Source organism: Celeribacter sp. SCSIO 80838 (assembly GCF_056498065.1).
Window position 1 is genome coordinate 1,893,987 of sequence record NZ_JAZKMA010000001.1, and the last position, 23,387, is coordinate 1,917,373.

Sequence of the window (23,387 nt, forward strand, 5' to 3'; positions counted from 1 at the left end):
GGGCCGCAAAGGCCAAGGGAGGAACGCATGAAAGATACGATCACGGGGCTGACGATTGCGTCCCATTCGGTTCGGATGGAGCGGCGCGCGGAGGATTTCATCCTGACGTCCAACATCCCGCTCGATCCGGTGGTCGACCACACGGGCGTGTGGTTAGAGAAATGGGCCGCCGAGCGCCCCGATGCCGTTTTCCTCGCCGAACGCTCCGGCGCGGGCTGGCGCGAGCTGGGCTATGCCGAGGTGCTCGCACAGGTCAAAGCCATCGCGGCGTCTCTCGCTGCGCGCGGCCTCAACGAGTCGACGCCGATCCTGATCATGTCCGGCAACTCCGTCGATCACGCGCTTATGTCCTTCGCCGCGCAATGGGCGGGCGTGCCGACCGTGCCTTTGGCCGAACAATATTCCCTGATCGAAGAAGCGCATTTCCGCCTGCAATACGCGATAGGCAAGACGAAACCCAAAATGGCCTTCGTCGACGATGCCGCACGTTATGCCAAGGCGCTTGCCCTTCCCGATCTCGACGGGATCGAAATCGTGGCCTCTCTCCCGGAGGGCGCGCCACGCCCGGTCACCCCCCTGTCCGAGCTTCTCAAGGGGGATGCGGGCGTGGACCTGTCTGCCGTGCACGCATCGGTCGGCCCGGATACGCTGGCGAAAATCCTTTTCACCTCCGGCTCTTCGTCCGATCCGAAAGGCGTGATGACCACCCAGCGCATGATGTGTGCCAATCAGGCGCAAATGGCCTCCGTCCTGCCCTTCACCAAAGAACGCCCGCCGCGCATCGTCGATTGGCTGCCCTGGAACCACGTGTTCGGCGGCTCGCACAACGTCAACATGATGCTCCTGCATGGCGGCTCCTTCTACATCGACAACGGCAAGCCGACGAAGGCGCTGTTCCAGCACACGATCGACAACATCACCGACAAGCCGGGCAATTTCGCCTTCAACGTGCCGGTGGGGTTCTCGATGCTGGTGCATGAGATGGAACACAACATGGCGCTGCGTGAGGCCTATTTCAAAGACCTCGACATGCTGTTCTACGCCGGTGCGTCGCTACCGCAAGACATCTGGACCCGGCTCGAAGAAATGGCGATGGAAGTGCGCGGGCGTCTGCCCCTGATGATCTCGTCTTGGGGCCTCACCGAAACCGCGCCCGCCAATGTCATGGTCCACGAACATATCGGCCGCTCCGGTGTGATCGGCGTGCCGATCCCCGGTGTTCAGGTCAAACTCATCCCCGACGACGACATGCGCTGTGAGATCCGCGTCAAAGGCCCGAATGTCATGCCCGGCTATCTCAACGATGCGGAGAAAACCTCCGAAGCGTTCGATGAAGAGGGCTTCTTCATCACCGGCGATGCGGTGAAATTCCTCGATTCCGATGATCCGGACCGGGGCCTCGTCTTCGACGGCCGCGTGTCGGAGGATTTCAAACTGCTGACCGGCACATGGGTGCAGGCGGGCAAGCTGCGTCTCGATGCTCTGGAGGCCCTGCGCGGTCTCGTGCTCGATGTCGTCGTCTGCGGTCACGACCGGGGCGAGATCGGCCTTTTCGTCTTCCCGCGCCCGGACCATGTCCATGGTGACAATTGTTCCGAAGGGGCGGTGATCGACGAGCATCTTCAGGCCGAGATTCACCACGTCTTGCGCAAAATGGCCCGTGCTGCCTCCGGCTCCGCCAAGCGCATCGCCCGTGCCATCATTCTGGCTGAGCCGCCCTCGGTCAAAGACGGGGAGATCACCGACAAGGGCTCGATCAACACCCGCAAGGTCATCACCCGCCGCGCCGATCTTCTCGAACGTCTCTACGACAACGAAGATCCGGCCCTCATCCGCGTGTAAGGAATTGAAATATGGTAGATTTCTCAAAAGTCAGAGCGATTGATTTTCACACCCATGCCGAAGAGGCCTGTGGCTGTCACCACGATGACGGCTATGACGATCTGCAATCCGCGATGGCGAAATATTTCGGCGCGCCCTGGTCGCACCCGCCGACCATCGACGAAACCGCCGCGCATTACCGCGAAAAGAACATCGCCGCCGTGATCTTCCCGGTCGATGCCGAACGCGAAACCGGCTATCGCCGCTACAACAACTATGAGGTCGCCGAGGCCTGCGCCAAACATTCGGACATCCTCATTCCCTTCGCCTCCATCGACCCGGCCAAGGGCAAATTGGGCGCGCGCGAGGCGCGCGATCTGGTCGAGAACCACGGCATTCAGGGCTTTAAATTCCACCCGACGATGCAGGGGTTCTATCCGAACGACCGCTCGGCCTATGTGCTCTACGAGGCCATCGCGGAATCCGGCAAGCCCGCTCTGTTTCACACCGGCCAGACCGGCGTCGGATCGGGCATGAAGGGCGGCAACGGCATGCGGCTCAAATATTCGAACCCGATGTATATGGACGATCTCGCCGTCGACTTCCCCGACATGCCGATCATCCTCGCCCACCCGTCTTTCCCGTGGCAGGAAGAGGCGCTGTCGGTCGCGACCCACAAGCCCAACGTCTACATCGACCTCTCCGGCTGGTCGCCAAAATACTTCCCGCCGATCCTCGTGCGCTATGCCAACACCATGCTGAAGCATAAGATGCTCTTCGGCTCCGACTGGCCGATGATCGCGCCGGAGAAATGGCTCGATGCTTTCGACAAGGCCGACTTCCGCGACGAAGTCCGCCCGCTGATCCTCAAGGAAAACGCCATGCGGCTTTTGGGGGTCTCCGAATGACCCCGTTCAAGGCGCCGCTCGACGACATTCTCTTCTGCCTGCGCCATGTGGCCGGGGCCGACCGCATTCCCGAGTGGGACGATGAGCTGGCCGAGGGCATCCTTGAGCATTTCGCCTCCTTCGCCGAGGGTGTTCTTGCCCCGATCGACGAGCAGGGCGATGCGCAGGGCTGTTCCCTGAAAGACGGTCGTGTCACCATGCCCGATGGCTTCAAAGACGCCTTCGATCAGCTGGCCGAGGGCGGCTGGCAGGGGCTCACCGCCCCTGAGGATTTCGGAGGCATGGGGCAAAACGCGCTTCTGGCCGCGGGCGTGTCGGAGATGTTCTCCGGTGCGAACCATTCCCTGCAAATGGTCTGCAACCTTGTGCCGGGGGCCGTCTCGACGCTGATGAAATTCGGCTCTGACGATCAAAAACAGTATTGGATTCCGCGTCTTGCGGCGGGTGTTACGCTCTCCACCATGTGCCTGACCGAACCGGGCGCGGGGTCCGATCTCTCTCGTATCCGCACCAAAGCCACGCCTTCGGGCGACAGCTGGCGGATCGAGGGGGAGAAAATTTTCATCTCCGGCGGCGATCAGGATATGTCCGAAGATGTGCTCCATCTCGTGCTCGCCCGCACCGGCGGTGAAGGGGTCAAAGGGCTGTCGCTGTTCCTCTGTCCCTCCGATCTCGATAGCACGCGCAATGCGGTCACGGTCACCCGGATCGAGGAAAAGCTGGGTCTGCATGCCTCGCCGACCTGTCAGCTTGCCTTTGACGGGGCGGCGGCCGAATTGATCGGCGCAGAGGGGGCGGGGTTGATGGCGATGTTCACCATGATGAACCACGCCCGGCTCGACGTGTCGCTGCAAGGTGTCGCCCATGCCACGCGTGCCCATCACATCGCCTCGGTCTACGCCGCCGAGCGCAAACAGGGCCGTAAGCCCGACGGGGCGGAGGCGGTTCTCGCCGATCACCCGGATGTGCAGCGCATGTTGGACGAACAAAAATCCCTCGCACTTGGTGCGCGTGCCATGACCTATCTCACCATGGCCGAACTGACCCTCGGTCAGAATCGCGATCTGGTGGATTTTCTCGTGCCGGTTTGCAAAAGCTTTTGCACCGATGCGGGCATTCGCGCCGCCGATCTCGGCATTCAGGTGTTGGGAGGCTATGGCTATCTCACGGAATATCGCGTGTCCCAGACCTGGCGAGATGCGCGCATCACCTCGATCTACGAGGGCGCGAATGGCATCCATGCCCTGATGACGGCCACGCGCGGTCTGCGTGTGGGCGAGGGCGCGGCGCATTTCGCGAGCCTCATCGAAGCACTGGCCTCCGGGGACGCCGACTGTCTTGCGCTTCTCGCCGATTGGCAGGGTGCGCGCGCAGGCATGTCCGAGGATGCCGTCGAGAAAGCCCATGATTTCATGGGTTTGACCTGCGAGCTTCTGTTCCGCGCCGTGTGGTGCAAACTCGCCGCCACGGGGGATGCGGAGATGATCCGCCTCGCCAAACGCGTGGCGCGCCGCCCTCTGCCGGTGCGCCTGCCGCTTGCGGCTTAAATTTCTCCCGCGACCCGGGCGCGATATTCGGTGGGGGTCTCCCCCATGCGCGCCCGGAAGCGGCGAGAGAAATACGGCGGGTCCGTATACCCCAGCCGATAGCCCACTTCCGCCACCGGCAGACGCGTAAAGGCGAGGTGGCGGCAGGCCTCCGTCATCACCGCAGTTTCCAGATATTGCGTCAGAGTTGCACCGGTGTCCTTGCGCACGATCCGGTTTAAATGACCTGCGGTCATATGGAGCGCATGGGCATAATCCGCAGCACCCCAGCCCGCCGTCAGATGCTCTGAGATCAACGCATCGAGCCGCTGCATTTGCCGGGTCTGGTCCTGGTCCGGCCTGTCCGATTCTGCACTGTCCTCGGCCAATGTGGTCAGGAGCGCATGCGACAGGGCCACAAGCCTCTGTGCGCGAAATGTGCCAGACCTGTCATGAAAAAGTGCAATCTGCGAGAGCAGGGCGGTTGCGAGTTCCGACAGCGTCCCGTGGTGCGCGCCATTGAGCCAGGACGTCAAGGCCTGTGACTTTGGCCCAAGCCTCTGCACCACCGGGGAGGGCAGGGACAGCACGATCCCTTCCGTGCCTTTCTCGAAGGCAAACCCATGCACGATCTTGGGCGGTACATAGAGAAATTCACCATTCTTCAAGGTGCTTTCCGCCCCGTCCAGAGTGACCCGGGCAAAGCCTCGCTCGATATGGAACACCTGCGCCATCTGGTGATGCCGGTGTGGCGAGATTTTCCAGCCGTGTAGCCGCGCGCGGTCGAACACCCGTTCGCAATGGATCACGTCGGGAAAGGCGCTGGTTTCGCCGAACAGGTTGAAAGCGGGGATGGGGCTGATCTCACTCATGCCGGAAAAATACCATTCATTGCCGGGCGGGTCCATTCTGGTTTGTCCGCTCCGGCGCTACTCTTCATGCAAACGGAGGAGATGCACATGTCCACATTGACCACCCAAGTCGCCATCATCGGCGGCGGCCCATCCGGCCTGCTTTTGTCCCAGCTTCTGAACAAATCCGGCATCGAGACCGTGATTCTCGAACGGTCCACCCGCGAGCATGTTCTGGCCCGCATCCGTGCCGGTATTCTGGAATGGGGCACCGTCGAATTGTTGCGTGAGGCAGGCGTTGGCGCCCGGATGGACAAAGAAGGCATCCCGCATGATGGGTGCTATCTGACCGACGAGGAGTTGATGGTGCATATCGACTTCAAGGAACTGACCGGCAAGCAGGTCATGGTTTACGGCCAGACCGAGGTGACGACGGATCTCTACAACGCGCAGGATGCCATGGGCACGACGGTGCTGCATGAGGTGTCCGATGTGGAAATCCACGATCTGGATCAGGCGAAATCCTATGTCGATTTCACTCATGAGGGTGTGCGCAAGCGCCTCGAATGTCTCTATGTCGCAGGTTGCGACGGTTTCCACGGCGTGTCGCGCAAGATCATTCCCGAAGCGAAACGCAAGGAATTCGAGCGCGTCTATCCCTTTGGTTGGCTTGGGATTTTGTCCGAGACCCCGCCGGTGAACGACGAGCTGATCTATTCGAATTCCCGCCACGGTTTCGCGCTGGCCTCGATGCGCAACGAAAATCTCGTGCGCTATTATGTGCAGGTGCCGCTGTCGGACAAGGTCGAGGATTGGTCGGATCAGCGCTTCTGGGACGAGTTCTCCCGCCGCATTCCGTCTGAGGCGGCAAGCCGTCTGATCACCGGGCCGTCCATCGAAAAATCCATCGCGCCGCTCAGGTCCTTCGTGTCCGAACCGCTGCGTTGGGGCAATCTCTTCCTCGTGGGTGACAGCGCCCATATCGTGCCACCGACCGGGGCGAAGGGTTTGAACCTCGCCGCCTCCGACGTGTACTATCTCTACACGGCGCTGATCGACGCGGTGAAGGGCAAGACCACGGGCATCGACGAATATTCCGCCCGTGCGTTGGCGCGGATCTGGAAGGCGATGCGGTTTAGCTGGCAAATGACCACCATGCTGCACCGGTTCGACGGCGAAGACGCCTTTGCCGAGCAGATGCGCAAGGCGACGCTGAATCATTTGGCGACCTCGGAGACCGCGCGTCGCGATCTGGCCGAGAATTACATCGGCCTGCCGTTCTGAGAAAACTGGTCCGGCGGATTACGTCGGATCGCCCAATCTTTGAATGTTTTGAACGAGTTCGATGGCCATGGAGAGCGAGCGCCCCGTGGCCATCAGCATCTGTGGCAGGACCATCCACTCAAGGCTCCATGCCGCCCCCGAACGCTCCTGTTCATGCACCACCGCATGATGCATGGCGCTGACCTGCGTGGCGTTGAACCGGGCGAGAGTGACCAAGAGCTCGGCGGACACCGGATTTTGTTTATGCGGCATGGCGGACGAACCTCCCGCACCAGAAATCGACACAGTTTCAATGCCTTGCTGCGCCATGAGCGCAATATCCTGCCCGATTTTTCCCAAAGATCCGGTCACCAGAGACAGGAAAGAGGCATAGCCCGCAATCCCGTGCCGCATGGTTTGCCATGTTTTGTCGGTGGGGGCGAGGCTAAGTATTTTCGCCACCTCCGCGACGACACAATCCGCCTTGTCTCCTAGTGCTTTGCGGTCGCCTGACGCGCCGCCGATTTGCACTTTTTCAACATCGGTCCGTTTTTGGTCCAGCGTCTTGAGATGATCCGAAATCGGCAAGCGCCACGCCAGAACACGATCTCGAACGGTGATCTCGGTTGCCGCCTGCATCCGGGTGCGCCCCATCAGCGGCGCATCTCCAAACCGGTCTTCGACCGCTTTCAGATGGGTTTCCAGCTCCATCAGCCGCCCGGCAATCAGGAAAGACGCGTCTCGCAGGGAAAGGACCAGTGCCGTATCCACCACATCCTGCGAGGTCGCGCCTTTGTGCAGGGCCTCGGACGGGGCAATCGCCTTCAATTGTTTCACCAGACGCGGGATCGGCACGCCGTCCTGTCCCATCCCGGCGGCAATATCGGCCAGATCAATCTGCGCGGTTTCAATCGCCAGAGCCGCTTCTTCCGCCTTCGCCGCATCGAACAGCCCGGCCTTGCCACAGGCCCGCGACCATGCCGCCTCAAACGCCAGCATATGCGTCATCTGGCGCTCGGGCGATAGGATCGCCGCCATCTCCGGATCGCCGAAAAGACCGGACAGCCAAGGGTGGTCGAAAACGGAAAGGCTCATCGTGTTTGTCCTTGTAAATAGTCAAAGGGGCGGTCATTGCCGCCCCTTATAGTTGATTTTATGCAAGTCTTACAGATCGAGAAACACGGTCTCGTCCTGCCCCTGAAGGCGGATGTCGAAGCGGTATTTGCCGTCTCCGGTCTTCTTCGCGATCAGGGTGTTGACGCGCGGACGCTGTTCGATGCGCTTCAAAAGCGGATCGTCATCGTTGTTCTCGTCCTCGAAATAAATCCGGGTGTTGAGACCGATGTTGATGCCACGGGCCACGACCCAAAGCGAGATATGCGGCGCGCTTTCGACGCCACCACGGCCCTTGTAAGAACCGGGTTTCACGGTGCGCAGCGTAAACTCGCCCGTCACCGCATCGGCGGCAAAGCGGCAATGGCCGGTAAAGGCCGGATCGGCCCCGTCCGCGCCGGGGAACACGCCCGCCGCATCGCATTGCCAGCTCTCGATCAGAGCGTCGCGCAGCGCCCAGCCCGTGCCGTCGAACACCGAGCCGACGATTTCGACGATCTCGCCCTTCGCCTTGCTCTCGTCATGGAAGGGCGTCATGCCGATCTCTTCCTCGTAATAGCCGCCATTGCCCGCATAGGTCGGCATCAAGCCGATATGGACGTAGGGGCCCGCCGTCTGGGACGCGGTTTCTTGCAAAACATCAAGTTTCTGGGTCATCTCACATGCCCTCCAGCTTGTTCTCGAACATGGTCTGGCGGCGACCGCGCAGGACGATGTCGAATTTATAGGCGAGGAAATCGAGCGGGCGCGATTTCGAGAAATCGAGCGGAGCCACCAGACGGTCGAGCGAGCTGCGATCCTTGATCGTCGCGGCGATCGGGCAGTGATTGATCAGCGGATCGCCCTCGAAATACATTTGCGTAATGAGGCGCTGGCCAAAGCTGTGACCATAGACCGAAACGTGGATGTGCATCGGACGCCAGTCGTTCGCGCGGTTCGGCCAGGGGTAGGCACCCGGACGCACGGTCAGGAATTCGTAATAGCCGTTCTCATCGGTGATGGTCCGGCCGCAACCGCCGAAATTCGGGTCGAGCGGCGCGAAATAGGTGTCTTTCTTGTGACGATAGCGCCCGCCCGCGTTGGCCTGCCAAATCTCGATCAGCGTGTTCGGCACCGGGCGATTGTTTTCGTCCAGAACCCGACCGTGCATCAGGATGCGCTCGCCCACGGCGGGGGCCGCGCCCTTGGTCCAGTTCAGAATCAGGTTGTTGTCGAGCGCACCGAGTTTGTTGTGACCGAAGGTCGGGCCGGTCTCCTCGGACGGCGAGCTTTCCATCGACAAAAGCGGCAGGTTCGGCGAACGCGACACGGATGTCTTGTAATTCGGGTCATAGGGCTCCGGGTGGATCGCGCGGTTGCGCGGGATCAGCGGGCCCTGATCGGTGATCAGGCTGGTCATTGGGTCTCCTCCATTTCCGCATAGGTCTGCTTGGCGAGCTTGAGCGCATGGTTCGCGTTCGGCACGCCCGCGTAGACCGCCACATGTTGCAGCGCCTCCGCCACATCGTCTTTCGACGCACCCGTGCGTGCGGTGGCACGGATATGCATCGGAATTTCCTCAAAATTCCCGGTCGCGGCCAAAAGCGCGATGGTCAGCATCGAGCGTTCCCGACGCGAGATCTTGTCCGAGGACCACACAGTCCCCCAAGCCCCTTCGGTGATCAGCGTCTGAAACGGCAGATCGAATTCGGTCTTCGCCGCTTCGGCCCGGTCGACATGGGCGTCGCCCAGAACTTCGCGCCGCGTTTTCATCCCCTGATCGAATGTCTCGCTCATGCTGCGATCCTTTCCACAAATTTCACCAACGCTTCCGTAAAGGCTTCGGGCGCTTCGATGGCGGGCAAATGCCCGGTCTCTTCAAACATCACCAGATCGGCGCGCGGCAGGTTGCGGGCCAGCGCCTCAACCACCTCGGGCGGCGTCGCCAGATCGTGTTTGCCGCCGAAGACCAGCGCAGGCTGGGTGATCTCGCCCAAGCGGTCCGAGATGTCCGTCCCCGCAATCGCGGCGCAGGTGGCGATGTAGCCCTCCTGATCGGTGCGGGCCAAAAGCGTGCGCCACAGGGGCGCGTTCGGGTTGGCCAGCATCTTCGGCCCGAACCACCGCGGCAGAATGCCCTCGGCCATCGCCGCCATGCCATTCGCGCGCACCCCGTCGATCCGCGCGTGCCACCCTTCGGCGGCCCCCAGCATCGAGGCGGTGTTCGACAACACCAGCCCCTGCACCTTTTCCGGCGCCATCAGGGCCACATGCTGCGCGATCAGCCCGCCGATGGAGCAGCCGACGAGAATGGCGCGCGCGATCCCCGCATCGTCCATCGCAGCGATCACATCTTCGGCCAGCTCCGGGATGCCGTAACCAACCGGGGCGGTCTCAGACAGCCCATGCCCGCGCTTGTCCATGCGCAAGGTGATCCAGCTTTTCGGCAGGTGGCCGCAAACCTCGTCCCACATCCGCAAATCGGTGCCGAGCGAGTTGATGAACACCAGAGCCGGACCCGTGCCACCTTTGCGGCTCACATGCATGGTGCCCCAGTCGCGTTTCAATGCGTGCATTTTTGTCTTCCTTTTTTCTCAATTTGCCATAAGTATTTTAACGTGAAAAATACAATCTGATGCAAAAAGCATAACCAAATGAATATACCAAACGGCATGAAGCTCCGTCATCTCGAAGCCTTCCTCTCCGTCGACGAGGCCGGCACGATCACGGCGGCGGCCCGCGCGCGCAACGTGTCGCAACCGGCACTGTCGAAAACCATCTCCGAGCTGGAGGCCCAGCTCGGCACACCGCTCTTTACCCGCACCGGGCGGCAGGCGGTTCTGACCCCTGCGGGCGAGGCGTTTCGCCGTCATGCGCTCTCGTCGCTGCAAAGTCTTGAAAACGGTGTCCGGGCGATCACCGGCGGCGGGCGCACGGATGTGGTCAAGGTGGGCGTCTTGCCAACGGTCGCAAGCGGGCTTTTCCCCGCCGTGGCACTGGAATTTTCCGAGCTGCGCCCCGATGCCCGCATCGCGGTGATCACCGGCCCGAACCGCTATCTCATCGACCGGATGCGCTCCGGCGGGCTCGATCTTGTGGTGGGTCGGATGGCGCCCGCGCGGGAGATGACCGGCCTGTCTTTCGAATATCTCTATGACGAAACCGTCTATCTGGTGGCGCGCAAGGATCATCCGGGGCTGGTGCTCTCGCCCGTTGAGGCGCTGCGCCGTTATCCGGTCATCCTGCCCAACCCCGGCTCGATCATTCGCCAGCAGGTGATGCAATATCTCATCGCTTCGGGCCTTGATCAAACTGTGAATGTACGCTTCGAAACCGTGGCGCGCCCGGTCGGTCTGCCGCTTGTCGAACGTTCCGACATGCTCTGGTTCATCTCGCGTGGTGTGGTCGAACGCGAGCTGTCGGAGGGCCGTCTTGCGACCCTCGATCTGGGCGTGGATTATTTGACGGGGGCGGTGGGGCTGACGCGGAAATTCGATTTCACGCGCGACAGCCCGGCAGACTTTCTGGCAAGCCTGTTGCATCGGCGGGCGAAGGATTTCTCCGCCCGCTGAAAGGTTTAGACGGCTTCGAGCGCAATCGCGATGCCTTGGCCCACGCCAATGCACATGGTCGACAGCGATTTCTCACCCGGTTTCAACTCCAGCATCGCGGTGCCGGTGATCCGCGCGCCGGACATGCCGAGCGGGTGACCGATGGAGATCGCGCCGCCGTTCGGGTTCACACGCGGATCGTCATCCGCAATGCCCAGATCGCGCAGCGTCGCGAGGCCCTGCGAGGCAAAGGCTTCGTTCAACTCGATCACCGCAAAGTCTTCCTGCTTCAGGCCGAGACGCGCCATCAGCTTTTTCGACGCGGGCGCCGGGCCAAAGCCCATGATCCGCGGCGCAACCCCGGCCGCCGCCCCGCCAAGCACCTTGGCGATGGGTGTCAGCCCGTGTTTCTCCGCCGCTTCCTTGGAGGCAAGGATCAGCGCCGCAGCCCCGTCGTTCACACCCGAGGAGTTGCCCGCCGTCACGGTGCCATCGGCTTTGACAAAGGTCTTGAGCTTTTGCAGCGCCTCCAAAGTCGTGGACGGACGCGGGTGCTCGTCCTCGGACACAACAATCGGATCGCCTTTGCGTTGCGGGATCACCACCGGGACGATCTCTTTCGCCAGACGCCCGTTCGCCATCGCCGCGCCCGCTTTTTGTTGCGAGCGCAGCGCAAACAGGTCCTGATCTTCGCGGGAGATGTTGAAATCCTCCGCGACGTTTTCGGCGGTTTCCGGCATGGAATCCACGCCGTATTGCGCTTTCATCAGCTTGTTGACGAAACGCCAGCCGATCGTGGTGTCATAGACCTCATTCGCGCGCGAAAAGGCGGTTTCGGCCTTGGGCATCACGAAGGGGGCGCGGGACATGCTCTCGACGCCGCCCGCAATGATCAGATCGGCTTCACCGGCCTTGATCGCGCGTGCGCCCGCAATGATCGCATCCATGCCGGAGCCGCAAAGGCGGTTCATCGTCGTGCCGGACACGGAGTCAGGATAACCCGCCAGCAAAAGCGCCATGCGCGCCACGTTGCGGTTGTCTTCGCCCGCCTGGTTGGCGCAGCCGAAGATCACATCGTCAATCGCGGACAAGTCCATCGACGGGTTGCGTTCCGCCAGGGCTTTCAACGGGATAGCGCCCAAGTCGTCGGCCCGCACAGAAGACAGCGCGCCGCCGTAACGGCCCACGGGGGTGCGGATATAGTCGCAGATATATACGTCGGTCATCACAGGTCCTCCTTACAAATCTTGCGGGACAATCAGATCGAGAACGTCGCCGTCCGTGTGGAGCGTCGCGCCGGTGACGGCTTGCAGCGCTTCCATCGTGAGGCCCGGCAGCTTCTCCCGCAGGACGAACTTGCCACCTTCGATGTCGATCACGGCGAGCGAGGTATAGATACGGGTCACACAGCCCACACCGGTGAGCGGGAAGGTGCAGGTCTCGACCAGTTTCGGCCCGCCGTCTTTCGTGACGTGATCGGTGACCACGGCCACGCGTTTCGCACCATGCACCAGATCCATCGCACCACCCACGGCCGGCACGCCTTTGGAACCGACGCGCCAGTTCGCCAGATCGCCGTTTTGCGCGACCTGATAGGCGCCCAGCACGGCGAGGTCCAAGTGACCGCCACGGACCATGGAGAAACTGTCCGCATGGTGGAAAAACGACGCGCCCGGATTGAGCGTGATCGCTTTTTTACCGGCGTTGATCAGGTCCCAGTCTTCTTCACCGGGGGCAGGGGCTTTGCCAAAGCCCAGCACGCCGTTTTCGGTGTGATAGGTCACATCGCGGCCCTCGGGCTGGAACTTGGCGATCATCTCCGGAAAGCCGATTCCGAGGTTCACATAGGACCCGTCTTCGATGTCTTGCGCGGCGCGCCATGCGATTTGGGCGTTGGAGAGCTTGTCTTCCATAATGTTGAAATCGGACATCAGTAGACCACTCCTGTGCGCACCAGCACTTCTTCTTGTTGAGGTTGTGCAACTTCTACAATCGCGTCGACGAAGATGCCGGGGGTGATCACCTGTTGCGGATCAATCGACCCCGGTTCCCCCAACTCACTGACCTGCGCGATGGTTTTCGCGGCGGCCATCGCCATCAGCGGGTTAAAGTTCCGGCCCGCCATGCGGTAGGTCATGTTGCCGACCGTGTCGCCTTGCTGGCCTTTGATCAGCGCGAAATCGGCCTTCAGCCAGCGCTCGCGCACATACATCTTGCCGTCGAACTCTTCGGTCGGTTTGCCCTCGGCCAGCTCGGTCCCGAAAGAGGTCGGCGTATAAAACGCCGGGATGCCAGCGCCCGCCGCACGGATGCGTTCGGCCAGCGTGCCCTGCGGCACCAGCTCAAGCTCGATCTCGCCTGCGAGGAATTTCTCGTTGAACGCTTCGGCATTCGACGAACGCGGGAAAGAACAGATCATCTTCTTGACCATGCCCGCCTTGATCATCGCGGCGATGCCGATATAGCCATTGCCCGCGTTGTTGTTGATCACGGTGATGTTCTTCGGGCTGCCGGTGGCGCGAAAACGGTCGATCAGCGCGTGGATCAGCTCGATCGGCGCGCCGGAGCCGCCGAAACCGCCGATCATCACCTGTGCGCCATCGGGAATGTCCGCGACCGCTTCGGCCACGGTAGAGATGGTTTTGTCCATGAGACCCTCCAGTTTATGACGTCGATCTACGCTCGTGCCGCTGTCGCGACGAGTCTTTTTGTGCGCATCTTGACATTTGTTCGGATGTCGGGAAGTGTCGTGCGCATGGCGAACAAACCGACAAACAAATCCTCCGATACCATCTCATCGCTGGCCAAGGGCCTGCGCGTTCTCGAATGTTTCGGGGCGAAAACGCCGAAGCTGTCGATCACAGATGTGTCCAAGGCCACGGGGCTCGACCGGGCCACCTCCCGGCGCTGTCTTCTGACGCTGCATGGCGAAGGCTATGCCGATTACGACGGTAAATTCTTTACGCTCACGCCGCGCACCCTGCGGCTTGGCATGGGGGCAATCTCCGCGCTTCCCTTGCCGCAGATCGTCCAACCCTGGCTCGATCAGCTCACCGAACAGATCGGACAAAGCTGTTCCGTCTCGATCCTCGACGGCACCGAGATCGTCTATCTCGCCCGCGCCGCCCAGAAACGTGTGATGTCGATTGGCCTCATGCCCGGCTCGCGTCTGCCTGCGCATTGCACCTCCATGGGGCGCATCCTTTTGGGGGCCTTGCCCGCCGAGGAGGCGCGCGCCATCGTTGAGGCTTCCGATCTCTCGCCGCGCACGAGGTTCAGCGTCACCGACCCGGACGAGATCATGAAACGCATCGAGGAGGCCCAGAAACAGGGCTATGCGATCATCGATCAGGAGGTGGAAATCGGGCTGCGCTCCATCGCCGTGCCTTTGGTCGATGGCCATGGTCATATCATTGCAGCACTCAACACCGGCATGGCCGCGACTCAGGACAAGGTTCATGCTTTGGTGCCGACCTATCTGCCGAAGCTCCTGAAGGTGCAATCCGGATTGCGGCGGGTGCTCTAAGGCCGTCAGTCGAGCGACCGCGCGGTGATCGCCTCGGCGACCTCATCGGCGGTCTTCAATGTGCGCACCACCAGCGGCACCACAAGCGCCAACATGTTGCGCTCCAGCCCCCGTGCCCGCTGCGCCTCGCGCACCTCGTCGAATTGCGCGCGGATCATTGGAATAAAGCGCCACACCAGCGACATGGCGAGCGCGATCTTGTCCTTGGGCACCCAAGCGGGCGCGCGGGACAAAAGCGCGAGGATGCCCTCGGTAAACTCGCTCGCCCGCGTCGTATAGGTCACGAGTGCGGCGGCCATCAGCAACGCCATGAGCCGCAGCGTGACGTAGATCGCCATTCCGAGGCTTTCGAGCCAGAGCTGGGCGGCGAAGATGATCGCGAGGACGACCAGAGCGGGGCGGATCGCGGTCGACGCATCGCGGGCCGAGAGACCGGCGATCCCATAGCCCAAAGCCACAAGCACAAGCCCGGCCCCAAGCATCACCGGATGCGTGACCACGAAGATCGCCGTGCAATAGGCAAACAGGAGCGCCAGTTTCCAAGCGGGCCGCGCGCGGTGCAGCGCGCTGTCGCCGGGGATATAGAGATCGGTCAGCATCCGCCCAAATCTTCGCAGAGCGCTTTGTAGGCCGGGATCACGTCCTCGGGCCGCCCATCCGCATGAATGCGCCCGTCCGCGATATGCAAAATCCGGTCGAACCCCGCCAAGAGATCGAGATCGTGCGACACCACCACGGCGGGCTGGGGCAGGGTGGCAAGCACCCGCATGAATTGCATCTTGTTGCGCAGGTCCAGAAGCGTTGTCGGTTCGTCGAACACGATCATCTCGGGCTCTGTCACCAGCACGCCCGCCAGCGCCACCATCTGTTTCTCGCCGCCGGAAAGCTGATGCGTCAGGCGGCCTTTCAGATGCGTCAAAGACAGCTCGCTGAGCACCCGCTCGATCCGCGTCTCGATCTCGGATTTCGGCAATTTGCGCGCCTTGAGACCAAAGGCGAGATCTTCCTCGACCATCGGGTAAACGATCTGATTGTCCGGGTTCTGAAACATGAACCCGACATGGCGACGCAGGTCGTCCGTGCTCTCTCCGAACCGGACCGTGCCCGTAGACGGTTTCTCCAGCCCGTTGAAAAGTCGTAGAAACGTACTTTTCCCGGAGCCATTGTTGCCGATCACGCCGATGCGCTGTTCGGTCAGGCTCAGGGTGATCTCCGACAGGATCTCGCGCGTGGCTTTGGTCACGGAGACCCTGTCGAACTGCATGGTCATGCTCAGGCGGCCTGACCGATGATCGGGTAGGATTTCTTCACCGTCACCATGACGGCGGCAGCGATCAGCGCCTTGACGATGTCGCCGGGGATGAAGGTCACGGAGCCCATGAAGGCCTTGGAAATCGGCACGCCCGCCATGAGCGTGATGCCCGGAATGCCCACGGCATACATGACGCCGATGCCGCCGATCACGCAGATCAGCGTGGCGGAGACAAAGGACAGCCCGTCCCAGAACTTTTCCGTCATCCAGCCGATGGCAATGGCGGCCAGAAGCCAGCCGAGAAGGAAGCCGGCGGTCGGGCCGAAGAAAGCCGACAAGCCACCGCGCCCGCCCGAGAGGAGCGGCAGGCCGATGGCCACCAGCACCAGCAGAAGCAGGATCGCAAGCCCGCCGCGTTTCGCGCCCAGGACGCCGCCTGCGAGCATCACGCCCAGCGATTGCGCCGTGATCGGCACCGGCAAAAACGGCAATGTCACCGGCGGGAATACCGCCATCACGGCGGTCAGGGCGGCAAACAGGGCGATCAATGTGATGTCGCGCGTGGTCATGGTCTTTCCTCCAGAGCTGTGCCGGTTTTACGCCGACTTTATATCTTTCGCGGAGATAAGCGTCTGATTGAGCCGTGGTAAACCCCCTTTTTCGGGCATGTGAAGTTTGCTTTGCAAAATTGCGGAGAAGTTTTTCAAAGCCTTGCGCGATTGTGCCTCTCTGCAAAATTATACAGGAAATCTCCCGTATTCTCCGACTGTTCAGTCAGGATTTCGGGTCAGGTTTCAAGCCGTCTTGCTGCCAGCAAACTCAGCCCCGCCATCACGCCTGCGGTCGCCAGACAGAGCGCCAGCCCCCCAGCCTGATAAGACAGCCCCGACAGGAGCGTGCCCAAAAGCCGCCCGGCGGCGTTCGCCATGTAGTAAAACCCGACATCCATCGTCACGCGGTCTTCACCGGAGAAGGCGAGAATGAGATAGGAATGCACCGAGGAATTGACCGCAAAGACAAAGCCAAACAACAAAAGCCCTGCCACCAGCGCAACTGTGAGCCATAGCGTCGGCGCACCCACGATCCACACCAGCCCTGCGAGCACAAAGGGAATGGGCGTCAAAAGCCCGACCCATTTGACCGCCATCCGTGCCCCCGCCGCGTCGTCGCCCGCAGCCCCTTTGAGAAACCGCGGCGCGATGCCCTGGACAAAGCCATAGCCGATGATCCAGAGCGCCATGAAGGCGCCGACGATGAAAAACGCGCGCCGCGCGCCTTCCGGCGTGCCGTCGGAGAAGATCGCTTTGAAATAGATCGGGATGCCGACCACGAACCACACGTCCCGCGCACCAAAGAGGAACATGCGGGCCAGTGAGAGCTGGTTGATCCGGCGGTCCTTCGACCAGATGGCGGAGATTTTCGTGCCTTTTTTGCCGGTCGGCAGGCCCTTGGGCATGAACAGAGCCACGGCCACAAGGATCACCGCAAGCACCAAAGCCATGCCCCAGACCGCCGCCTCGAACCCCGCGAGCGCCAAAAGCGCCGCGCCCAGGAAAAAACCAAAGCCTTTGACGGCGTTCTTTGATCCGGTCAGCACGGCGACCCATTTGAACAGGCTGCCGTCGCCCTTGGGGGCAAGAATTTTGACCGCCGATTTCGACGACATTTTCGCGAGGTCTTTGGCGACGCCAGACGCCCCTTGCACCGCCATGACATAAAGCACAGAGGCCGACACCGACCACGCCGGATCGAGCCCTGCGAGCGCCGCCAGAGCCCCGATCTGGATCACCAATCCCGCGTAAAGCGTTGAGGTCAAACCGAAACGTGCCGCGAGCCATCCGGCGGAGAGGTTCGTCACGATGCCTGCGATTTCGTAGAATAGGAACAGGTACGCCAGTTGGATCGGCGAAAATCCCAGACTGTTGAACTGCAACAGCACCAGCATTCTGAGCGCGCCATCCGACAGCATGAAAGCCCAATAGGCCGCCGTCACCGCCATATAGGCGCGCAGCGGGTTTTCCGCCGTGGCAGTCGCCATCACATCGCACCCGCGACCATGCGGGCGATGTCGGCGAGGCGGCAGGCGTAGCCCCATTCGTTGTCATACCAGGCGTAAATCTTCACCTGCGTGCCGTGGATCACCATCGTCGACCCTGCGTCGACAATCGAACTGCGCGAGTCGTTGATGTAATCCGTCGACACCAAAGGCCGGGTCTCATAGCCGAGAATGCCCGCAAGCGCGCCTTCGGAGGCCGCCTTGAACAGGGCGTTCACCTCATCCGCCGTGGTTTCCCGCTCCACCTCAAACACGCAATCGGTCAGCGAGGCATTTAACAGCGGCACCCGCACCGCATGACCGTTCAACCGCCCCTTCAACTCCGGGTAAATCAGCGTGATCGCCGTCGCCGACCCGGTGGTGGTCGGGATGAGATTGTTCAACGCCGAGCGCGCGCGCCGCATGTCCTTTGCGGGCCGGTCCACTATGGTCTGGGTGTTGGTCACGTCATGGATCGTCGTGATCGAGCCGTGCTTGATGCCGAGATTTTCGTGGATCACCTTCACCACCGGCGCAAGGCAGTTGGTGGTGCAGGACGCCGCCGTCACCAGATCGTGCGCCGCCGGATCGTAAAGCCCATGGTTCACCCCATAGACGAGGTTCAGCGCGCCGCCGTCCTTCACCGGTGCCGAGACGACAACCTTTTTCACCCCGGCCTCATAATAGGGCGCAATGCGTTCGGCGGTTTTGAAATAGCCGGTGCAGTCGATCACCAGATCGACGCCCAGCTCCTTGAGCGGCAGGTTTTCGATCCGCGCCTCCCGCGTCAGCATCATATGTGTGCCGTTCACGGTCAGGCTGTCCGCGTCATAGGAAATTTCCGCGCCCCAGCGCCCGTGCACGGAATCGAATTCCAGCAACAGCGCATGCTGCTCCGCATCCCCGGCGAGATCGTTCAGGAGCACGATGTGTTCGCCAAGCCCCCGGTCGAACAGGTCGCGCAGCGCCAGCTTTCCGATCCGGCCAAGGCCGTTGAGGGCGATTTTGGGGGCAAAGTTGGGGGCGGTTTTAACCATGGTCATCCTCTTTCATCACGGAGAGATCGTCGATTTTCGCCTGAAGCGACATGCGGTCGAGTTTCTCGATGGGCAGCGCCGTGAAAATCTCTATTCGACGGCGCAGCGCGTCATAGGTCCGGGCAAAGGCCAGAGCGCGCTCGGCCTCGGTGCCCTCGATCTTCACCGGATCGGGCAGGCCCCAATGCGCCGAAAGCGGCTGGCCGGGCAGGGGACCGCAATCCTCTTGTGCCGCCCGGTCGCAGACCGTGAAGACGAAATCATAGCCCTCCTCACCGCGCTGCGCCTGGCTGAGCGATTTCGACCAGAGCCCGAGCGTGTCATGCCCTTCGCGTTCCAGAAGTGCGCGGGCCTGCGGGTGAATCTCGCCATTGGGCGCGGTGCCCGCCGAGACCGCCTCGAACCGCCCCGCGCCAAGGTCGCGCAGCAAAGCCTCAGCCATGATTGAGCGCGCCGAATTGCCGGAGCAGAGAAACAGCACGCGGAAGGGGCGATCTCCGCTCAGCGGCAGGCTGTTGAGACAAATCTCGGGCCGCCCCCGGCAGCAATCGTTCACGAGATAGCCGACCAGCGCGTCACAGGTCTGAAGTGCGGCCTTATAATAGAGTGCCCGCCCGTCGCGCTCCACTTCGATCAACCCGGCCTGCTGAAGCTCCGAGAGATAACCCGAGAGCGTGTTGGGCTTCATGCCGAGCGCTTCGGCAAGCTCGGTCGGGCGCACCGGGCGCGGTGCAAAGCGCATGATCATGCGAAAGACGGAAAGCCGTCCGGCATGGCCGAGAGCGGCAAAGGCGCGGGTGGCGGAGGGTGAGTCGATGTTTAATTGTTCCATAATTCGCGAATACTCGAAATACATGCCTTGAGCCTAGTGAAAGTTTTATGACGGCGAGAAGCCGGTCGGAATTCTCTGGGAAACCACCTTGCGGAGCCTATCATAGGTGAGACACCCCGACGCAGGCGGCGTTTGTGAAACGGCATACGATTGCATCCCATGCCGGGACGTGCCAGCAAGACCGCAACGACAAGAGTATATCTGCCGGATCACGCGCGCATGACACGAGAGACGAAAAAGCAGCCCTCCGCCGACAAGCGGATGCTCAAGACGCTTTTGGCCCCGGGAGCCCGGTCGATCCGTCTGGCATCGCGGCTTACGGCGCTCTCCTCGCTTTTGTGGTTGCCGCAGGCGGCGCTGGTGGCGGCGCTGTTTTCCCGACTTCTTCTGGGCGCGGGCGGGGTGACGGTCTTGACCGGCACGCTGGGGTTCCTCGGCTTCGCGGCTCTGCGTCTGATCCTGAATTACCTCGCCGAAGGGCTTCTTTTCCGCGCCGGTCAGGCCATCGTGACCACGACCCGTGCCCGCATCCTCGCCCGTGAGGCGCAGGCGACCTCGCATTCGGTCGCGGGTGGCCCCGGCGCGCTGGCGGCTCTGGCGGGGGAAAAGCTCGACGCGCTTCTGCCCTATCTCACCCGCTATGCGCCGGCGCAGCTCCGGGTGATGACCGTGCCTTTCGCCATTCTCGCGCTCGCGTTCTGGCAAAGCTGGGCCGTGGGCCTCGTGTTCGTCGTGGCCGGGCCGCTCATTCCGCTGTTCATGGCGCTCGTCGGCTATGCCGCGAAGGACGCCTCCGAGCGGCAGATGCAGGAAATCGGTTCTCTGGGCGATCTTCTGGTCGACCGTCTCGCCGCTTTGGCCGACATCCGGCTTCTGGGCGCCGCCCCGCGTCTTATTGCGCGCTTCGATCATGCCGCCGACGATCTGCGCTCGCGCACCATGGCCGTTCTGCGCATCGCGTTTCTCTCCTCCACCGTGCTCGAGCTTTTCGCCGCCCTCGGCGTGGCGATGGTCGCGGTCTGGGTCGGGTTTTCGCTTTTGGGCGAGATTTCATGGGGCGCTTATGGCGCGGGCATCACGCCCTGGGGCGGGATTTTCCTTCTGCTGCTCGCACCCGATTATTTCCAGCCCTTGCGCGATCTCTCCGCCGCCTGGCATGACAAGGCCTCGGCGCTGGCCGTCGCGGGAGAGCTTGCCGTCTGGGAAGAGCAGGAGACCGAAACGCTTCTAGGGCAGGGGGCCAAGGTCGCGCCGCTTCCCGGTCCCGCTTCCGTCTCTCTTTATCATGTCGCTGCGCAACGCGGTGGACGGACGATTTCCTATCCCGATACCGAGATCGCCCCCGGCACCCGTGTCGCGCTTTCCGGTCCCTCGGGGGCGGGCAAAACCACGCTTCTGCGTCTGATCGCGGGGCTTGAAAAGCCGGCCTCCGGCTTGATCACGGTCGCCGGGCAGCTTCTGGCGGAGGACACCGCCGACGCCTGGCGCGCGCGGCTCGGCTGGATGCCGCAAGCGCCGATGTTTCTGGGCCGCTCGCTGCGTCACAACATCGCTTTCGGCGCTGCGCTCACTCCCGAACTGATCTCAGACACGGCGCTCGACGGGGTTCTGGCCGCCCTGCCGAAAGGCGATCTCACCGTGTTGGGCGAAACCGGCGGCGGTCTGTCGGGGGGCGAGGCGCGTCGCGTCATGCTGGCCCGTGCGCTCGCCGCCGCCCCCGATCTGGTGCTCGCCGACGAACCCACCGCCGATCTCGACCGGGAAACCGCCGACCGGGTGACCGAAGCGCTTCTTGCGCTCAAATCCCGCGGCGCCACCCTCATCGTCGCCACCCACGATCCGCATCTGATCGCCAAGATGGATCGGGTGATCGAGATCGTCCCTGCCAAAGAGGAGACCGCCGATGCGTAACCTCTGGCATATCTTCCGCGTCATGATGACCGGCGAAGCGGTGGCGCTGCGCCGTGGCCTCTTGCTGGCCGCGCTCGTCTTGATCATGGGCGGGGCGCTGCTCGGCCTGTCGGGCTGGTTCATCGTCGCCGCTTCTGCCGCCGGTCTTGCCGGGACGGGTGCGGTCTTCGACGTGTTCCGCCCCTCCGCCATGGTCCGTTTCCTCGCCATCACCCGCACCGCCACGCGCTATGGCGAACGCGTCCTGACCCATGACGCCACGCTGCGCGCGCTCGCCCGGCTGCGGGTTGCACTACTCTCCGCCTTGTCCCTGCGCTCTCATGAACGGCTGATCCGGCTCCGGGGTGCACAGGCGCTCAACCGCATCCTGGCCGATGTCGACGCGCTCGACGGTGTGCCTTTGCGGCTCTTCATTCCGCTGATCGCGGGCGGGGTGACGCAGATTCTGGCGCTGATCGTCCTGTCATGGCTGGTCGCCCCCGCCGTCGCCCTCGCGATTTTCGCGATCTATGTGCTGGGCGGCTTGGCCGTTTTGATCTGGGGCATGTCCCGCGCCCGGACGCCCTCACGCCGCGCCGAAGCGGCGGCACAGGCCTTCCGCACCCGCTTCATAGACCTCGTCACCACCCGCGAAGATCTTGCCGTCTACGGCCAGCTCCCGGCCCAGATTGAGGCCGCGCAAACCGCCGATGCCCGGCGTCAGGACGCCGCCACAGTCACCGACACCCGCGAACGTCAGGCCGGGGCCGCGCTGATGGTCGTCTCCGCTCTGGCGGGGGCTGCCGCGCTCTGGATCGGGGGCGGGCTGGCCGAGGCGGGGGAGATCACGCCCGCGCGTGCCGCCATCGGGTTTTTCACCGCTCTGGCGCTGATGGAAACCGTCGCGCCGCTGCGCCGCGCCGTGGCGGAGATCGGGCGCATGATCGGAGCGGCGCGCCGTGTGACCGAGCAGATGCAGGCCCCCTCCGAGCCGGTTCCCCACCATGTCCCCGACGCGCCCCTGACCCTGTCTTTCAAGGACGTCAGTTTTGCCCGCGGAGCAGCGCGCCCGGTGATTTCCGGCTTCGATCTTGCGCTCTCCCCCGGCGACTGGGTGGCGCTGCAAGGCCCCTCCGGGGTCGGCAAAAGCACGGTGCTGCTCTTGGCCGCCGGGGCGCTCCGGCCCTTGTCGGGGCAAGTTCTCGTGGCCGATCAGCCGGTTACAAATTGTTTACCAGGTCTGGTTACGCTCGTCGGGCAAAGATCGGCGCTCATTCAGGGGACGGTTGCGGAGAATCTCCGCCTCGCCGCGCCCGAGGCCGATGACGCCGCGCTTTGGGCGGCATTGACGGCGGTGGCGCTCGATGGGGTCATTCGCGCAAAAGGCGGGCTGGAGGCCCGGCTGGGGCCGCGTGGCTCTGGTCTTTCGGGCGGCGAATCGCGTCGGCTGGTGTTGGCGCGGGCTGTGCTGCGTCGTCCGCAGGTCTTGCTTTTGGATGAGCCCACCGAAGGGCTCGACCATGCGACGGCGGAACGGGTTTTGCGCGGAATTCGCGCCGCTCTGCCGCATGCGGCGGTGCTGATGGCAGCCCATCGCAGTGAGGAACAGGGGGCCGCAGATCGCGTTCTGCAGCTGCCGGAGGTGCAAAAACCGCTCTCCGCAGCGGGGATTACAAGCACATTCACGAGCAAGTGATCTGGGAACAGGGGGGGCGCGCCCCGATGTCGCGGTCACTTTAAGATACATCTGTAATATGGCATTCTTGATTTGGGTCAAAGTACCCCAGCGTGTGACGTTCTAAT

The 23,387-nt window shown here is 62.5% G+C and carries 23 protein-coding genes; 8 read left to right on the forward strand and 15 right to left on the reverse strand.

Annotation, left to right across the window (positions count from 1 at the left end; genetic code table 11):
• The first annotated feature begins 27 nt into the window (after window positions 1-27).
• Genes V1475_RS09525 through V1475_RS09535 form a run of 3 tightly spaced genes read left to right on the forward strand, consistent with a single transcriptional unit; the run spans window position 28 to window position 4,276 of the window.
• Window positions 28-1,842 carry a feruloyl-CoA synthase gene (locus V1475_RS09525; RefSeq protein WP_479412558.1) on the forward strand — a complete coding sequence of 605 codons (1,815 nt, stop codon included), beginning with the start codon at window positions 28-30 and terminating at the stop codon, window positions 1,840-1,842.
• An 11-nt stretch (window positions 1,843-1,853) separates the two neighbouring features.
• The gene (locus V1475_RS09530; protein ID WP_479412559.1) at window positions 1,854-2,729 is read left to right on the forward strand and encodes an amidohydrolase family protein; all 876 of its coding nucleotides are present in this window, start codon (window positions 1,854-1,856) and stop codon (window positions 2,727-2,729) included.
• Window positions 2,726-4,276 (forward strand): acyl-CoA dehydrogenase family protein, encoded by a 1,551-nt coding sequence (locus tag V1475_RS09535; RefSeq protein WP_479412560.1) that lies wholly within the window; start codon window positions 2,726-2,728, stop codon window positions 4,274-4,276. Before V1475_RS09530 ends, V1475_RS09535 begins: the two co-directional genes overlap by 4 nt.
• Here the strand turns inward: V1475_RS09535 and V1475_RS09540 are convergent.
• Window positions 4,273-5,163: a helix-turn-helix domain-containing protein gene (locus V1475_RS09540; protein WP_479412561.1), complete on the reverse strand. Its 891-nt coding sequence runs from the start codon at window positions 5,161-5,163 to the stop codon at window positions 4,273-4,275. The two genes, V1475_RS09535 and V1475_RS09540, sit on opposite strands and share 4 nt — an antisense overlap.
• A gap of 51 nt (window positions 5,164-5,214) precedes the next feature.
• Here V1475_RS09540 and pobA point away from each other — a divergent pair, with 51 nt between their 5' ends.
• Complete coding sequence (gene pobA / locus V1475_RS09545; protein ID WP_479412562.1) at window positions 5,215-6,390, forward strand: 4-hydroxybenzoate 3-monooxygenase; 1,176 nt, start codon at window positions 5,215-5,217, stop codon at window positions 6,388-6,390.
• An 18-nt stretch (window positions 6,391-6,408) separates the two neighbouring features.
• Here pobA and V1475_RS09550 read toward each other — a convergent pair whose 3' ends face one another.
• The 5 genes from V1475_RS09550 to pcaD form a co-directional block, all read right to left on the reverse strand.
• Window positions 6,409-7,464: a 3-carboxy-cis,cis-muconate cycloisomerase gene (locus V1475_RS09550; protein ID WP_479412563.1), complete on the reverse strand. Its 1,056-nt coding sequence runs from the start codon at window positions 7,462-7,464 to the stop codon at window positions 6,409-6,411.
• Between the two features lie 69 nt (window positions 7,465-7,533).
• Window positions 7,534-8,139: a protocatechuate 3,4-dioxygenase subunit alpha gene (gene pcaG / locus V1475_RS09555; RefSeq protein WP_479412564.1), complete on the reverse strand. Its 606-nt coding sequence runs from the start codon at window positions 8,137-8,139 to the stop codon at window positions 7,534-7,536.
• A 1-nt stretch (window position 8,140) separates the two neighbouring features.
• A complete protein-coding gene (gene pcaH, locus V1475_RS09560) occupies window positions 8,141-8,881 on the reverse strand; it encodes a protocatechuate 3,4-dioxygenase subunit beta (RefSeq protein ID WP_198403458.1) in 741 nt (246 codons plus the stop codon).
• Window positions 8,878-9,258: a 4-carboxymuconolactone decarboxylase gene (gene pcaC / locus V1475_RS09565; protein ID WP_479412565.1), complete on the reverse strand. Its 381-nt coding sequence runs from the start codon at window positions 9,256-9,258 to the stop codon at window positions 8,878-8,880. The genes pcaH and pcaC overlap by 4 nt, the downstream gene beginning before the upstream one ends.
• On the reverse strand, window positions 9,255-10,037 hold the full coding sequence (pcaD, locus tag V1475_RS09570) for a 3-oxoadipate enol-lactonase (protein WP_479412566.1): 783 nt from the start codon (window positions 10,035-10,037) through the stop codon (window positions 9,255-9,257). Before pcaD ends, pcaC begins: the two co-directional genes overlap by 4 nt.
• A 78-nt stretch (window positions 10,038-10,115) precedes the next feature.
• On the opposite strand from pcaD, the gene V1475_RS09575 reads away from it, so the two are divergent.
• On the forward strand, window positions 10,116-11,033 hold the full coding sequence (locus tag V1475_RS09575; protein ID WP_479412567.1) for a LysR substrate-binding domain-containing protein: 918 nt from the start codon (window positions 10,116-10,118) through the stop codon (window positions 11,031-11,033).
• A 5-nt stretch (window positions 11,034-11,038) separates the two neighbouring features.
• Here V1475_RS09575 and pcaF read toward each other — a convergent pair whose 3' ends face one another.
• From pcaF to V1475_RS09590, 3 genes are read right to left on the reverse strand one after another with little or no spacing between them, the layout of a single operon-like run.
• Window positions 11,039-12,238, reverse strand: coding sequence for a 3-oxoadipyl-CoA thiolase (gene pcaF, locus V1475_RS09580; RefSeq protein WP_479412568.1), 1,200 nt, complete (start codon window positions 12,236-12,238; stop codon window positions 11,039-11,041).
• Between the two features lie 12 nt (window positions 12,239-12,250).
• Window positions 12,251-12,943, reverse strand: coding sequence for a 3-oxoacid CoA-transferase subunit B (locus V1475_RS09585; RefSeq protein ID WP_479412569.1), 693 nt, complete (start codon window positions 12,941-12,943; stop codon window positions 12,251-12,253).
• Window positions 12,943-13,662 (reverse strand): 3-oxoacid CoA-transferase subunit A, encoded by a 720-nt coding sequence (locus V1475_RS09590; protein ID WP_434288338.1) that lies wholly within the window; start codon window positions 13,660-13,662, stop codon window positions 12,943-12,945. Before V1475_RS09590 ends, V1475_RS09585 begins: the two co-directional genes overlap by 1 nt.
• Before the next feature lie 105 nt (window positions 13,663-13,767).
• On the opposite strand from V1475_RS09590, the gene V1475_RS09595 reads away from it, so the two are divergent.
• On the forward strand, window positions 13,768-14,538 hold the full coding sequence (locus V1475_RS09595) for an IclR family transcriptional regulator domain-containing protein (RefSeq protein WP_479412570.1): 771 nt from the start codon (window positions 13,768-13,770) through the stop codon (window positions 14,536-14,538).
• 5 nt (window positions 14,539-14,543) lie between these two features.
• Here V1475_RS09595 and V1475_RS09600 read toward each other — a convergent pair whose 3' ends face one another.
• The 6 genes from V1475_RS09600 to V1475_RS09625 form a co-directional block, all read right to left on the reverse strand.
• Window positions 14,544-15,137 (reverse strand): energy-coupling factor transporter transmembrane component T family protein, encoded by a 594-nt coding sequence (locus V1475_RS09600; RefSeq protein ID WP_479412571.1) that lies wholly within the window; start codon window positions 15,135-15,137, stop codon window positions 14,544-14,546.
• Complete coding sequence (locus tag V1475_RS09605) at window positions 15,131-15,808, reverse strand: energy-coupling factor ABC transporter ATP-binding protein (protein ID WP_479412572.1); 678 nt, start codon at window positions 15,806-15,808, stop codon at window positions 15,131-15,133. Before V1475_RS09605 ends, V1475_RS09600 begins: the two co-directional genes overlap by 7 nt.
• A 2-nt stretch (window positions 15,809-15,810) precedes the next feature.
• On the reverse strand, window positions 15,811-16,359 hold the full coding sequence (locus tag V1475_RS09610; protein ID WP_434288331.1) for a biotin transporter BioY: 549 nt from the start codon (window positions 16,357-16,359) through the stop codon (window positions 15,811-15,813).
• 218 nt (window positions 16,360-16,577) lie between these two features.
• On the reverse strand, window positions 16,578-17,828 hold the full coding sequence (gene arsJ / locus V1475_RS09615; protein WP_479412573.1) for an organoarsenical effux MFS transporter ArsJ: 1,251 nt from the start codon (window positions 17,826-17,828) through the stop codon (window positions 16,578-16,580).
• Window positions 17,828-18,862, reverse strand: coding sequence for an ArsJ-associated glyceraldehyde-3-phosphate dehydrogenase (locus tag V1475_RS09620; RefSeq protein WP_479412574.1), 1,035 nt, complete (start codon window positions 18,860-18,862; stop codon window positions 17,828-17,830). The genes arsJ and V1475_RS09620 overlap by 1 nt, the downstream gene beginning before the upstream one ends.
• Window positions 18,855-19,694, reverse strand: coding sequence for an arsenate reductase/protein-tyrosine-phosphatase family protein (locus V1475_RS09625; protein WP_479412575.1), 840 nt, complete (start codon window positions 19,692-19,694; stop codon window positions 18,855-18,857). Before V1475_RS09625 ends, V1475_RS09620 begins: the two co-directional genes overlap by 8 nt.
• Before the next feature lie 219 nt (window positions 19,695-19,913).
• Here V1475_RS09625 and cydD point away from each other — a divergent pair, with 219 nt between their 5' ends.
• Window positions 19,914-21,605: a thiol reductant ABC exporter subunit CydD gene (gene cydD / locus V1475_RS09630; protein ID WP_479412576.1), complete on the forward strand. Its 1,692-nt coding sequence runs from the start codon at window positions 19,914-19,916 to the stop codon at window positions 21,603-21,605.
• Window positions 21,598-23,280 (forward strand): amino acid ABC transporter ATP-binding/permease protein, encoded by a 1,683-nt coding sequence (locus V1475_RS09635; RefSeq protein ID WP_479412577.1) that lies wholly within the window; start codon window positions 21,598-21,600, stop codon window positions 23,278-23,280. The genes cydD and V1475_RS09635 overlap by 8 nt, the downstream gene beginning before the upstream one ends.
• Window positions 23,281-23,387: the final 107 nt, after the last annotated feature.

Coding starts and splice junctions, on each gene's coding strand:
- V1475_RS09540 (WP_479412561.1), bottom strand. CDS start 5,163: ATGGACCCGCCCGGCAATGAATGGTATTTTTCCGGCATGAGTGAGATC.
- pobA (WP_479412562.1), top strand. CDS start 5,215: ATGTCCACATTGACCACCCAAGTCGCCATCATCGGCGGCGGCCCATCC.
- pcaG (WP_479412564.1), bottom strand. CDS start 8,139: ATGACCCAGAAACTTGATGTTTTGCAAGAAACCGCGTCCCAGACGGCG.
- V1475_RS09590 (WP_434288338.1), bottom strand. CDS start 13,662: ATGGACAAAACCATCTCTACCGTGGCCGAAGCGGTCGCGGACATTCCC.
- V1475_RS09595 (WP_479412570.1), top strand. CDS start 13,768: ATGGCGAACAAACCGACAAACAAATCCTCCGATACCATCTCATCGCTG.
- V1475_RS09585 (WP_479412569.1), bottom strand. CDS start 12,943: ATGTCCGATTTCAACATTATGGAAGACAAGCTCTCCAACGCCCAAATC.
- V1475_RS09610 (WP_434288331.1), bottom strand. CDS start 16,359: ATGACCACGCGCGACATCACATTGATCGCCCTGTTTGCCGCCCTGACC.
- V1475_RS09605 (WP_479412572.1), bottom strand. CDS start 15,808: ATGACCATGCAGTTCGACAGGGTCTCCGTGACCAAAGCCACGCGCGAG.
- pcaC (WP_479412565.1), bottom strand. CDS start 9,258: ATGAGCGAGACATTCGATCAGGGGATGAAAACGCGGCGCGAAGTTCTG.
- V1475_RS09525 (WP_479412558.1), top strand. CDS start 28: ATGAAAGATACGATCACGGGGCTGACGATTGCGTCCCATTCGGTTCGG.
- V1475_RS09635 (WP_479412577.1), top strand. CDS start 21,598: ATGCGTAACCTCTGGCATATCTTCCGCGTCATGATGACCGGCGAAGCG.
- V1475_RS09535 (WP_479412560.1), top strand. CDS start 2,726: ATGACCCCGTTCAAGGCGCCGCTCGACGACATTCTCTTCTGCCTGCGC.
- V1475_RS09625 (WP_479412575.1), bottom strand. CDS start 19,694: ATGGAACAATTAAACATCGACTCACCCTCCGCCACCCGCGCCTTTGCC.
- pcaF (WP_479412568.1), bottom strand. CDS start 12,238: ATGACCGACGTATATATCTGCGACTATATCCGCACCCCCGTGGGCCGT.
- cydD (WP_479412576.1), top strand. CDS start 19,914: ATGACACGAGAGACGAAAAAGCAGCCCTCCGCCGACAAGCGGATGCTC.
- pcaD (WP_479412566.1), bottom strand. CDS start 10,037: ATGCACGCATTGAAACGCGACTGGGGCACCATGCATGTGAGCCGCAAA.
- V1475_RS09600 (WP_479412571.1), bottom strand. CDS start 15,137: ATGCTGACCGATCTCTATATCCCCGGCGACAGCGCGCTGCACCGCGCG.
- V1475_RS09620 (WP_479412574.1), bottom strand. CDS start 18,862: ATGGTTAAAACCGCCCCCAACTTTGCCCCCAAAATCGCCCTCAACGGC.
- V1475_RS09530 (WP_479412559.1), top strand. CDS start 1,854: ATGGTAGATTTCTCAAAAGTCAGAGCGATTGATTTTCACACCCATGCC.
- V1475_RS09550 (WP_479412563.1), bottom strand. CDS start 7,464: ATGAGCCTTTCCGTTTTCGACCACCCTTGGCTGTCCGGTCTTTTCGGC.
- pcaH (WP_198403458.1), bottom strand. CDS start 8,881: ATGACCAGCCTGATCACCGATCAGGGCCCGCTGATCCCGCGCAACCGC.
- V1475_RS09575 (WP_479412567.1), top strand. CDS start 10,116: ATGAATATACCAAACGGCATGAAGCTCCGTCATCTCGAAGCCTTCCTC.
- arsJ (WP_479412573.1), bottom strand. CDS start 17,828: ATGGCGACTGCCACGGCGGAAAACCCGCTGCGCGCCTATATGGCGGTG.